Raw genomic sequence first — 12,060 nt, forward strand, 5'->3', positions numbered from 1 at the left:
AAGCGGGTGTCACGTCAAAGACTCAGGCGTGAATCCTCTCTGTGATCCCGATTTACACCGCGATTCAGATGTGATTCGTAGCTCAAGAGCGGGAAAAGCGGTCCATAATTCGTGACTAATGGCTCTGTTGTGCAGGAAATTGGGAAAATGTGGGAAAAAATTCAGTGATTGTTTCCGATCAACATATAGTGGCCCACCATCACTTTTTCGCTATCACTGGATCGTGTTCTTGAAGTGTTCTTGCTAAATGTTGTGTTCCAGCTCCTTCAAAAGCAACATCTATAAATCTCTGCCCTACATTTCCTATTGATTGCCATGAATTCCCATGTCATCCCTAATGGCAGAAGAGGAAAGCGGGTAACACAACAACGGGACGCCAAACGATCCCAAGTCAATAAAAACCACTAAGTCAGGTTTCATACGGGCACCCGCCTTAACCCTCTCAACCAGATCCGGCGCGCGAGCGAGCAGACATCCCCCCCAGGTGGCGCGCGCGATCGGACACTCCCGGCAACGGGACGTCGGCGGATCAAGCAGTGGCAGCAGCTTGATCCGCCTTTAATATTTTAGGGCCAGTTTTTCTGGAATACGAAAAGGGACAATCAGGCGTGTCACGCAGGTTCAGAGGCGAAAGCCACCATAAGGTGGATACGAAGGGGCGGGTTTCAATCCCAGCCTCTTTTCGTCGTGTAATCGAAGCGGCAGACCCCAATTGGACCGAAGGCTTGGCCCCGGAACTGGTCATTGTGTATGGCGATCACCGTCGCAATTACCTTGAGTGTTACACCATGGAAGCGATCGAGGAGGTGGATGCCAAGATCGACGCCCTCCCACGTGGATCCCAAGCGCGTAAAATGCTTCAGCGTCTCTTTCATGGCCAATCATTCCCGACAACGATTGATGAAACAGGTCGCTTGGTTTTGCCAGCAAAACTGCGTTCAAAGATCGAACTCGACAAAGAAGCATTCTTTATCGCGGCGGGCGACACCTTCCAGATTTGGAAGACGGAAACCTACGAAGCGGAAGAGCTGGCGAAAACAGAAGAGTGGCTGGAAGAGCTGCCCGATGATTTCGACCCGCTCGAGTTTCTTGACGGCGCTCCAACATCCAGTCCTGCGGAGTGATTTATGACGCAGGCTGCCACCACTGCTCCTCACATACCGGTCCTTTTAGACCCTATTCTGAAAGCCGCTGATCCAATCAGTGGCCGTTGGCTTGATGGAACGTTCGGCGCTGGCGGCTACACGCGCGCTTTGCTTGATGCAGGGGCCGAAAGTATCATTGCAGTTGATCGTGATCCTCTCGCGTTTGAAATGGCGGCAACTTGGGCGGATCAATACGGTGCTCGTTTGATACAACAGCGCGGTGTCTTTTCCGATATGGCAGAGTTTGCGCAAGACCTTGATGGCGTTGTTCTTGATCTTGGGGTCTCTTCCATGCAGCTCGATATCGCTGAGCGTGGATTTTCTTTCATGCGCGATGGTCCGCTTGATATGCGTATGGGCCAATACGGGCAAAGCGCTGCGGATATCGTCAATGAATATGACGCGGAAGAAATTGCTGAGATCCTTTATAACTACGGCCAAGAGCGCGCATCGCGCCGCATCGCGCGCGCGATCCTAGAAATGCGCGCTGAAACGCCAATCACCACAACGCTACAACTTGCCGGTTTGATCGAGAAATGCCTGCCACGCAAAAAGCCGGGTCAAAGCCATCCTGCGACGCGCAGTTTTCAAGCTTTGCGCATTGCGGTGAACAACGAATATGGTGAGCTGTATCAAGGCCTTATGGCCGCCGAGCGTGCATTGGCACCAGGTGGACTGCTCGCGATTGTGACCTTTCATTCTGTCGAAGACCGCATGGCGAAACGCTTTTTGCAATCGCGTGCAGGCACCACTGGTAATCCAAATCGCTTTGCGCCGCAGATTGAAGTTGAAAAGCCCGCGTTTGAATTACTTGGCCGCAAAGCCATCACAGCGACAGAACAAGAACTGGAACAAAACGTGCGCGCACGTTCAGCCAAACTGCGCCTTGCGCGCCGCACGGATGCACCTGCGGGTGATATCGCGCCGAAAGCGCTTGGCATGCCTATGCTACGAAGGGACCGTTAAATGCGTTCATTGTTATATATTGTGACTGCCCTTGCCGTGATCGGGCTGGCCTTTTGGGCCTACCGTGAAAATTATCAAACACAGGCAGAAATTGCCAAAACTGAACAAATCAATCGCGAAATTGGTCAAGCGCGCGCGCGTTTGACTGTCCTTCGCGCAGAGTGGGCGTATCTTAACCGCCCCGATCGTTTGCGAGACCTGACGGATGTGAATTTTGAGCGTTTGGGCCTTTTGCCGCTGCGTCCTGATCAGTTTGGCAAAGTCGATCAAGTGGCATTCCCACAGCCGATAGAACCTGAATTGATCATTAACAATCCAGTGGATGTGTCCGGCATGAATGGTGGCGAAGCTGTCACGCGCGGAGATGGTACGTTCCCATGATCCGCACACCTCTACGCCCCTTAGCTCGAATTCTTGAAGCGCGCGCCAGCGGTGAAAACCCTGACGCGATTGAACGTGAAAACCTGCGCATCCGCCATGAACAAATGCGCGATGCGTCGCGCGGGCGTGCCGAAGGCCGTTTGCTGATTTTGTCCGTTATTTTCTTTTGTGCCTTTGGCGTCATTGGCGCGCGTATGGGCGTCTTGGCCGCGACAGAACCCGCAGAGCCACGCGCCGCGAGCACGGGCAGCGCAATCCTTGCGCAACGCGCAGATATAACCGACCGCCATGGCCGTGTTTTGGCGACGAACTTTGAGACACATTCGCTCTATGCGCAGCCTTTGCAGATGATCGACAAAGAGCGCGTCGCAGCCGAGCTCGCGGCAATCTTTCCAGATCTGAAACAAGACAAGCTGCTGAAAGACTTTACAGGCAAGCGTAAGTTCTTGTGGATCAAGAAGAAACTCAGCCCAGAACAGAAACAAGCGGTTCACAACATTGGGGATCCTGGTCTTTTGTTTGGCCCACGAGAGATGCGTCTATATCCCAACGGCAAGCTTGCAGCGCATGTCATGGGCGGCGCGAGTTTTGGTCGCGAGGGGGTGCATGCTGCCGAAGTTATCGGTGTTGCCGGCGTCGAGAAGTATTATGATGACGTCTTGCGCGATCCGGCGCGCCAAGGGGCCCCTTTGGCGTTGTCACTCGATTTAACAGTGCAGGCCGCAGCGGAGCGGGTGCTTTACGGTGGCATGAAGCTGATGAACGCGAAGGGCGCAGCATCTGTTTTGATGGATGTGCACACAGGCGAAATCATTTCCATCGTCAGTTTGCCAGACTTTGATCCAAACGCGCGTCCAAGCCCGCTGACCGAAGGCGATGCCTCAGATAGCCCTTTGTTCAACCGCGCGGTTCAGGGCGTGTATGAACTTGGCTCTGCCTACAAAATATTCACCGCTGCTCAGGCGATGGACCTGAATCTTGTGAACAACCAAACGATGATAGACACGGGCAAGGCTTTGCGCGTTGGCGGGTTCAACATCGGTGAGTTTCAGAAAAAGAACTACGGTGTGCTGAGTGTCGAAGACATTATCGTCAAAAGCTCGAACCGTGGTACGGGGCGCATGGCGCTGCAAATTGGTGTGAAGCGCCAAAAAGAGTTTATGAAAGCAATGGGTTTCATGGATTATACACCGCTTGAGATCGTTGAAGCGAAAGGCGGCAAGCCGCTTTATCCTGAACGTTGGACAGATCTGAGCGCCGTTACCATTTCTTACGGCCACGGAATTTCTAATTCGCCACTGCATCTTGCGGCAGGGTACGCGGCGTTGGCCAACGGCGGCACGTATATTAAACCAACGATTATCAAGCGTACCGGCGCGCCAGAAGGCACGCGGGTGATGCGAGAGGACACAGCACGCTACGCGCGACAGATGCTGCGTAAGGTTGTCACCGACGGAACGGCGAGTTTTGGCGAAGTGCAGGGTTACGCAGTCGGCGGCAAAACCGGCACGGCCGATAAGCCAAAACCACGCGGTGGGTATTATGACGACAAGGTCATCGCTACTTTTGCGTCACTCTTTCCAGCCCATAACCCAAAATATGTTTTGGTGGTCACGCTCGATGAGCCGACTGAAACCTCCGGCAAAAAACCGCGCAGAACTGCTGGTTGGACGGCTGTTCCAGTCGCCGCAGAGATAATTGGACGTGTCGCGCCGCTTCTGGGACTAAGACCAGAGATTGAACCGGGTGAATTGGCTGGTATAACGCTCACATCGAATTAAGGGGTGCGCGTACGCGCGAACCGCAAGATGTAGGGGCTGGCCATGGCAGCAACAAAGACTTTGCAGCAGCTCGGATTAACCGCAGCGGATGGGCGCAACCCAGACATTACCGGCATTGCGGTTGATAGTCGCGACGTGAAACGTGGCTTTTTGTTCGCGGCACTGCCCGGATCAAAAGTGCATGGTGGTGAGTTCATTCAATATGCGCTGCGCATGGGCGCAAGCGCGATTCTGACAGATGCGGTCGGCGCCGAAATTGCTGTGGAAGAATTGGCAGGTTCGGATTCAGCCGTGATTATCACGGATGATCCACGCGGCGCACTGGCATTTGCGGCAGCGCTTTATTTTGGCGCGTACCCCCCCGTCATGACGGCTGTCACAGGAACGAATGGCAAAACCTCCGTGAGCACCTTTGTGCGCCAGATTTGGAACCTGCTTGATTTGGAAGCCGTGAACCTTGGCACAACGGGTGTAGAAGGGAGCTTGCATCTGCCACTGGCACACACGACGCCTGAACCGATCACGCTGCACCGCACACTTGCGACACTGGCGCACGAAGGTATTTCTCATGCGGCGATGGAAGCGTCTTCACATGGCCTTGATCAACGACGCTTGGATGGGGTTGACCTCGCGGCTGCGGGTTTCACAAATTTTACCCAAGATCATTTGGACTACCACGGCACGTTTGAGGCGTATTTTGACGCTAAAATGGGGCTGTTTAAGCGTGTTTTGCAAGATGACGGTGTTGCCGTCGTAAACCTTGATGATCCCAAGGGCGCAGAGGTTGCGATGATCGCGCAGTCCCATGGCCACGAATTGATAGGTGTTGGTCGCGATCCTGAAGCTGACCTGTGTCTGCTCGGTCAACGCTTTGACGGCACTGGGCAGGACGTTTTGTTTAAATGGCACGATAGACCGTTTCAGGCCCGTCTGAACCTAATCGGTGGTTTTCAGGCGGAAAATGTCTTGCTCGCAGCTGGTCTTGTGATTGCGTGTGGTGAAGACCCTGCTCGCGTCTTTGACACCCTGAGTGATCTTGAGACGGTTCATGGGCGTATGCAGCTTGCAGCAACGCGCGCCAATAGCGCATCGGTCTATGTGGATTATGCACATACGCCGGACGCGGTCGAAACCGCACTCAAAGCGATGCGCCCTCATGTGATGGGCCGGCTGTTGGCGATTGTTGGTGCTGGTGGGGATCGCGATACTTCAAAAAGGCCGCTTATGGGGAAAGCGGCCGCTGAAAATGCTGATCTGGTGTTTGTAACAGATGACAATCCGCGCTCTGAAGATCCGGCATTGATACGCGCGGCAGTGATGGAGGGCGCGCCAGAAGCGATAGAAGTTGCAGATCGCGCCGAAGCGATCCTTCGTGCAGTCGATGCGCTCGCGCCGGGCGATGTTTTGCTGATTGCAGGCAAAGGTCACGAAACAGGGCAAGTCGTTGGAGACACGATCTTCCCTTTTGATGATTGTGAACAAGCAAGCGTTGCAGTCGCTGCATTGGAAGGAGATCGCGCATGAGCCTTTGGAGCGCGAAAGACGCGGCCGCTGCAACAGGTGGTCAAGCCGTTGGGAACTGGGACGTTACCGGAATTTCTATTGATACACGCACGATTGAGACAGGCGATCTGTTCGTCGCGTTGAAAGCTGCACGCGATGGGCATGAGTTCGTCGCGCAAGCACTAGCCAAAGGGGCAGGGGCGGCGCTTGTGAGCCATATCCCAGACGACGTTGCGCAAGATGCGCCTTTGCTCATTGTAGATGATGTGTTGAGCGCGCTGGAAGATCTCGGCCGCGCAGGACGTGCGCGCACCGAGGCACGTGTTGTTGCAATTACGGGCTCTGTTGGCAAAACCTCAACCAAGGAGATGCTGCGCGATGTGCTTGGCGCGCAAGGGCGCACTCATGCATCGGTTGCGAGTTACAACAATCATTGGGGTGTGCCGCTGACCCTTGCACGCATGCCAATAGATACGGAATACGCCGTGATCGAAATTGGGATGAACCATCCGGGTGAAATCGCACCGCTCGCCAAAATGGCGCGTCCGCATGTGAGTTTGGTGACCACTGTTGCCGCCGCCCATTTGGAAGCTTTCGACAATATCGAAGGGATAGCCGCTGAAAAGGCATCTATCATGGAAGGGCTAGAGCCAAACGGGCTTGCAGTTCTTAACGCGGATGTTGCAACGGCTGCAATTCTTGAAAACGTCGCTGAAAGTCTTGGCATGAGTGCTGTTTGGTTTGGTCAGAAGGCCAAGGAGTATGCTCTCGAAAACAGTGTGCTAAAGGGCAACACAACTATTGTTGAGGCCAATGCTATGGGCGCGCCTTTGTTGTTCAAAGTCCAAAGCGCAGGTCAACATTTCGCAATGAATGGACTGGGGGCGCTGGCCTGTGCGCAAGCGCTTGGTGCTGATCTTGCGCTGGCCGCACAATCCATCGCGACTTGGACACCTTTTACGGGGCGTGGCGCGCGCGAGGTGATTGCGCTTGATCCTGCGGACAGTCGCATGACGCTGGAATTGATTGATGACGCGTATAATGCCAATCCGACCTCGCTTAGCGCGGCATTGGATGTGTTGGCCGCGGCTGAAGTGACCCATGATATTGGTCGGGTCTCCAAAGGACGGCGCATTGCCTACCTTGGCGATATGAAAGAGCTTGGCCCAAATGAGATTGCAATGCACAAAGCGGTGGCAGAGCTGGAGAGCATTGCGCAAATTGACATTGTGCATTGCGTTGGCCCCTTGATGCGCCACTGCTATGATGCGCTGCCTGATGCGAAAAAAGGTCACTGGACCGAGCACAGCACAGAAATGGCTGGTTTTGTCGGTCATGACCTTGATGCAGGTGACGTTGTGCTCGCAAAAGGCTCCCTTTCGATGGGTCTTTCGCGCGTGGTGGACGCTGTTGCTAAATTGGGTCATACGACCCCAAAGACCTCCGAAAAGGACGATGTTTAAATGCTGTATTGGTTAACCGCTCTCTCTGATGGGGGCGATTTTTTCAACCTCTTTCGCTACATCACCTTTCGTGCAGGCGGGGCGTTTTTGACGGCGCTCATCTTCGGATTTGTCTTTGGCAAACCTTTGATCAATGTGCTGCGCCGTCGGCAGGGCAAAGGCCAACCCATCCGCGATGATGGTCCCGAGGGACATTTCGTCAAAGCAGGAACGCCGACAATGGGCGGTCTTTTGATCGTCGGGGCTTTGCTGACATCTACGCTGTTGTGGGCGCGACTTGATAACCCGTTTATCTGGATTGTTCTTTTTGTTACAATGTCTTACGGTGCAATCGGGTTTGCCGATGATTACGCGAAAGTGTCCAAGCAAAACACTGCGGGTGTGTCTGGCAAGGTCCGTTTGCTTTTGGGCTTCACCATTGCCGCGATCGCTGGCTTTTGGGCGGCACAATATCACCCACCAGAGTTACAAAACCAACTCGCGTTGCCGATTTTCAAAGATACGCTGATCAATCTTGGCTACCTGTTTGTCCCTTTCGCTGTGATCGTGATCGTGGGTGCTGCAAATTCCGTGAACCTGACAGATGGCCTTGATGGGCTAGCTATCATGCCGGTGATGATTGCATCAGGAACGCTTGGCGTTATCGCCTATGCGGTGGGTCGCGTCGATTTCACTGAATATCTCGATGTGCATTATGTGCCCGGAACTGGTGAAATTTTGATCTTTACGGCTGGTATATTTGGCGGGGGGCTTGGCTTTCTTTGGTACAATGCACCACCCGCTGCCGTCTTTATGGGCGACACGGGATCGCTCGCGCTTGGCGGTGCATTGGGGGCGATTGCAGTTTCAACCAAGCACGAATTGGTGCTCGCCATTGTGGGCGGTTTGTTTGTGGTCGAAGCATTGTCGGTCATCATTCAGGTGCTCTATTTCAAACGCACAGGTAAGCGTGTATTTTTGATGGCACCGATCCATCACCACTACGAAAAGAAGGGGTGGGCTGAACCGCAAATCGTCATTCGGTTTTGGATCATCTCACTCATTCTTGCGATCATTGGTCTAGCGACCTTGAAGGTGCGCTAAGCGCTGGCATAGGAGTACGCGCTGGCCCTGACCTAGGGCTTTCCAAAGCGTTGGAAGATGCCATCGTTTGGATCGTGCAAACGAAAACGGCCCGCTGAGTGTGCTCAGAGGGCCGCTAGCTTAAATCTATAATACGATTAGAGCAGGTCCGTCGATGCGAAGATGAAGTCTGCTTCTTCAAGCTCTTCTTCGCCTTGAATGATCACGCTCAACGCATCCGTACCGTCCAGATCAAACGTCAACGTGGAAGACCCGCCCCCCGTCAGCAAGAAGTCCGCAAGATCGTCAAAGTTCGCCACATCGGTGACACCACTTAGATCAATCTGGTCAGCGCCTTGCGTAAAGTCGGTAATTTCAATGCTGCCTGCTTCTAGGCTGATACCGAAGGCGTCATTGCCTGCACCACCTGTGAGCGTGTCAGCGCCACCCCCACCGATAAGCGTATCGTCACCTGCGCCACCGCTCAAAGCGTTGTCTGCGGTGCTGCCTGTCAACGCATCATTGCCGGATCCTGCATTGATGTTCTCAACCCCAAAGCTGGTGTTGCCTTGATCGTCGATGCCTTCTTGAAGGTCGATCGCATAGCTGACGCTATCTTCGGTCGTCCCTTCAATTTGGAGCGTGTCGATCCCGTTGCCACCAAAGTAGCTGTTGCTGCCAGCGTTGGCGATAAAGACGTCATCGCCATTTCCACCATTGTGGAAGTCGTTGCCGTCTCCGCCGTTGATGGTGTCATTACCCTCGTTGCCTTGCAGCTGGTTGTCAGCCGCATTGCCAAAGATATTGTCATCGCCGGCACCAGTGTTGACGTTTTCAATGTTGGAATAGGTGTTTCCGTATTGGTCCTGACCAACTGTGAGGTCGATGTTGTAATCAGCTTCACCAGCAGCAGACCCACCAATGTCGATCATATCAACGCCGTCACCGCCGTCGTATGTGTCCACACCGAAGCTACCAAAGAGTACGTCATTTCCGGCACCGCCATTGAGCATGTCGTTGCCAAGGCCGCCAGCAAGGGAATCGTCGCCTGCGCCACCGCTGACCACGTCATCGCCAACTCCGCCATCCAGTATGTTGAAGTCTGCAGTGCCTGTCAGTGTGTCATCGCCCCAGCCGCCATTGATGTTCTCAATTCCGCTGTAGGAGTTGCCCTGGTTGTCAGAACCGGTCGACAGATCGACAGCGTAGTCCGTTTCAAAATCAACAGAGGCATCAATGTCATAGGTGTCGATGCCGGCACCACCCGCAAAACTGTCATTGCCCACGTTGGCGATCAGAAGGTCGTCGCCGTCGCCACCAAGATGTGCATCGTTGCCAGACCCGCCCTCAAGGACGTCGCCGCCAAGACCACCGTTCAGCGTGTCGTTGCCGTCACGACCGATCAGCACGTTCGCTTCTGCGTCACCGGTGAAGCTGTCATCGCCTTGACCGCCATCGATGTTTTCGATGCCTGAATAGGTGTTACCGAAGGTGTCGGTTCCCGTCTCAAGGTTGATGTTGAACGCTGTGGCTTGAACAGTTGAGCTGTTGATGATCAGCGCGTCATCGCCAACGCCACCTTGATAAACATTCACGCCTTCGTTCGCGATCAGGATGTCGTCCCCTTCACCACCGATATGCGTGTCGTTGCCAAGACCACCAAGCAACACGTCTTCGCCTGCAAGACCCGACAAGACATCATTGCCTGCGCCGCCAGAGAGGAGGTTGTCACCAGCTGAACCGGCAATTGTGTCATCGCCGTCACCGCCGAGCACGTTTTCAACGTTCGCGAGCGTATCAACACCCGCAGTGCCTGCTGTGAGATCGACATCCACCCCAACGGTGTTCACTGGGGAATTGTCGATGTCATATGTATCGGCGCCCGCGCCACCATCCATGGCGTCGGTTCCGGCACCCGCAACAAGAATATCGTTGCCTGCAAGGCCATTGAGCACGTCATCGCCTTCTCCAGCGTTCAGTGTGTCGTCATCTGCTGTTCCTGTTAGGGTTTCACCAGCGGCCGTTCCTGTGAACAATTGGCCCGGTATGCCTTCCGGCTCCGGTGTTGGCGTTGGTCTTACGGGTAGATCGGGCGAATCCAGTAGATCACTGGTCAGATCTGGCAGCAATTCAAGCGCTGGCGCATCAGGGGAGGCGCTGACAAGGCTTACGTTATCTACGAACGGACCTGAGCCGTCGCTTTCAGCTCCAACTTCGCGGAACTCCAATGTGTCGATACCGCCTGTGCCTGTCACAGTATAAGAGTAGGTGTCCCAGCTCTCGCTCCCTGTTGGCGTGACTGTGTCAATCAATTCACCACCAAAGTAGACTTCGATGCTTTCGCTTTCGCCAAAGCGTTGGGCCCCACTAAAGCGAAGCTCCATCTCATCATCTTCAATCGTGCGCACAGACTGCGTGAGGGTATCAATGCCACCCTCGGCACCTGTATCTAGCTGCACAAAGTTGCCGCCGTCTGGTGTGTTCACACCAAAGAAGCCGTCGCCCCATACATCCGTGGTTCCGCTAGAGGTCGTCCAGCCGGCAAGATCAGCGGCTGCGTCATTGGATTCAAATCCAACACCCGCATCCAGTTCACCATTAATAAGCAGTTGCGTGCCAACTAAGGGTGGATCAACAGGATCAACAGGATCAACAGCATCAACAGCATCAACAGCATCAACAGGATCAACAGGATCAACTGGGTCTACCGGATCGACAGGGCCCACTGGATCAACAGGATCGACCGGATCAGTCGTATCTGGCAGCACCTCGACAATCGGGGCGTTTAATTCAAACGTGCCATCCGCATTGGAGTCTAATGTACCTGGGATCACCGTGACAGTGCCGTCTGGCGCAGTCGCCACGATATTGAACAGGTATTCACCATTTTCATCCAAATCCCAGTTGTCGCCGGGATCAGGAGTGAACCAATCGTTTAAGCTTACGGCACCTGTGGTTTCGTCAATAGAAAAGACAACAGCGTCGTCACCGCTAAGCGTGAAAACGGTTCCAAAGGGAACCGGGTCTGGAATGACAGGCTCTGGCTCTGGTTCGGGCAAAACAATGGGATCGGGTACATCAAAGATGTATTCGCCCTCTGCTGTGATCGTCAAAGACGCTGGCGTGTCAGTGACTGTGCCATCAGGCGCGTTTGCGGTGATCGTAAATTCGTAGACGCCGTTTTCGTCCGCATCCCAATTGTCGCCTTCCGTCGGCGCAAACCAATCTTTGACAGTCACTTCACCTGTATAGGTGTTGATATCAAACATTACCGTGTCGGGACCGGATATAGAGAACTCTGTCAGTACAGGTTCTGCGTCTGCGGCGACAAACACTGCGTCGTTGGGTGTCACACGAAATTCGATCTCGGACGTGCCAGCGCCAGCGTCTGCGTTTTCTGTATCGACAACCGTCAATTCATAGGTGTTATCTTCGTTCACGTCCCAAGCGTCATTGAAATCAGGGGTGAACCAGCTCTTAAGTGTGATCTCGCCTGTCGTCGGATCAATTTCGAACAAAAAGGCATCAGGCCCTTGAAGGGTAAAATTCGGCACTTGGTTAACTCCCCAGTCAATTTTATGTACTCGCACCAGACAGACGCTTTAAATAGTTCACATTAGCGGCAAGCAGGCGCGCTATCGCGATTTTTCTCATCAAATTAGGCCGGCGTTTTATCGACCTATTCTTATATTTTACCTCATTCGCCGCGGCGACCTGCAATGAACGAGTCAGTATCTTAAGATACACTTAACACACATT

8 protein-coding genes are annotated in these 12,060 nt (G+C 53.8%); 7 read left to right on the plus strand and 1 reads right to left on the minus strand.

The features are described from left to right. The first annotated feature begins 608 nt into the window (after positions 1–608). From mraZ to mraY, 7 genes are read left to right on the plus strand one after another with little or no spacing between them, the layout of a single operon-like run. The gene (mraZ, locus tag ACTG3Z_RS02850) at positions 609–1,124 is read left to right on the plus strand and encodes a division/cell wall cluster transcriptional repressor MraZ (protein WP_375265870.1); all 516 of its coding nucleotides are present in this window, start codon (positions 609–611) and stop codon (positions 1,122–1,124) included. Between the two features lie 3 nt (positions 1,125–1,127). Beyond that, the gene (gene rsmH / locus ACTG3Z_RS02855; RefSeq protein WP_439141129.1) at positions 1,128–2,111 is read left to right on the plus strand and encodes a 16S rRNA (cytosine(1402)-N(4))-methyltransferase RsmH; all 984 of its coding nucleotides are present in this window, start codon (positions 1,128–1,130) and stop codon (positions 2,109–2,111) included. Continuing rightward, positions 2,112–2,492 (plus strand): cell division protein FtsL, encoded by a 381-nt coding sequence (gene ftsL / locus ACTG3Z_RS02860; protein ID WP_375265868.1) that lies wholly within the window; start codon positions 2,112–2,114, stop codon positions 2,490–2,492. Beyond that, complete coding sequence (locus tag ACTG3Z_RS02865; RefSeq protein ID WP_439141130.1) at positions 2,489–4,273, plus strand: peptidoglycan D,D-transpeptidase FtsI family protein; 1,785 nt, start codon at positions 2,489–2,491, stop codon at positions 4,271–4,273. The genes ftsL and ACTG3Z_RS02865 overlap by 4 nt, the downstream gene beginning before the upstream one ends. A 42-nt stretch (positions 4,274–4,315) precedes the next feature. Further along, the gene (locus ACTG3Z_RS02870) at positions 4,316–5,797 is read left to right on the plus strand and encodes a UDP-N-acetylmuramoyl-L-alanyl-D-glutamate--2,6-diaminopimelate ligase (RefSeq protein ID WP_439141131.1); all 1,482 of its coding nucleotides are present in this window, start codon (positions 4,316–4,318) and stop codon (positions 5,795–5,797) included. Next, on the plus strand, positions 5,794–7,239 hold the full coding sequence (locus tag ACTG3Z_RS02875) for a UDP-N-acetylmuramoyl-tripeptide--D-alanyl-D-alanine ligase (protein WP_439141132.1): 1,446 nt from the start codon (positions 5,794–5,796) through the stop codon (positions 7,237–7,239). Before ACTG3Z_RS02870 ends, ACTG3Z_RS02875 begins: the two co-directional genes overlap by 4 nt. Beyond that, complete coding sequence (gene mraY / locus ACTG3Z_RS02880) at positions 7,240–8,322, plus strand: phospho-N-acetylmuramoyl-pentapeptide-transferase (RefSeq protein WP_439141133.1); 1,083 nt, start codon at positions 7,240–7,242, stop codon at positions 8,320–8,322. It abuts the gene before it with no gap. 137 nt (positions 8,323–8,459) lie between these two features. On the opposite strand, the gene ACTG3Z_RS02885 is transcribed toward mraY, so the two are convergent. Further along, complete coding sequence (locus tag ACTG3Z_RS02885) at positions 8,460–11,855, minus strand: hypothetical protein (protein WP_439141134.1); 3,396 nt, start codon at positions 11,853–11,855, stop codon at positions 8,460–8,462. Positions 11,856–12,060: the final 205 nt, after the last annotated feature.

Source organism: Planktotalea sp. (assembly GCF_965659345.1).
Classification (GTDB): Bacteria; Pseudomonadota; Alphaproteobacteria; order Rhodobacterales; family Rhodobacteraceae; genus Planktotalea.

Bases quoted from the DNA above. Each gene is read 5' to 3' on its own strand.
- rsmH (WP_439141129.1), top strand. From the start codon at position 1,128: ATGACGCAGGCTGCCACCACTGCTCCTCACATACCGGTCCTTTTAGAC.
- ftsL (WP_375265868.1), top strand. From the start codon at position 2,112: ATGCGTTCATTGTTATATATTGTGACTGCCCTTGCCGTGATCGGGCTG.
- ACTG3Z_RS02865 (WP_439141130.1), top strand. From the start codon at position 2,489: ATGATCCGCACACCTCTACGCCCCTTAGCTCGAATTCTTGAAGCGCGC.
- ACTG3Z_RS02870 (WP_439141131.1), top strand. From the start codon at position 4,316: ATGGCAGCAACAAAGACTTTGCAGCAGCTCGGATTAACCGCAGCGGAT.
- ACTG3Z_RS02875 (WP_439141132.1), top strand. From the start codon at position 5,794: ATGAGCCTTTGGAGCGCGAAAGACGCGGCCGCTGCAACAGGTGGTCAA.
- mraY (WP_439141133.1), top strand. From the start codon at position 7,240: ATGCTGTATTGGTTAACCGCTCTCTCTGATGGGGGCGATTTTTTCAAC.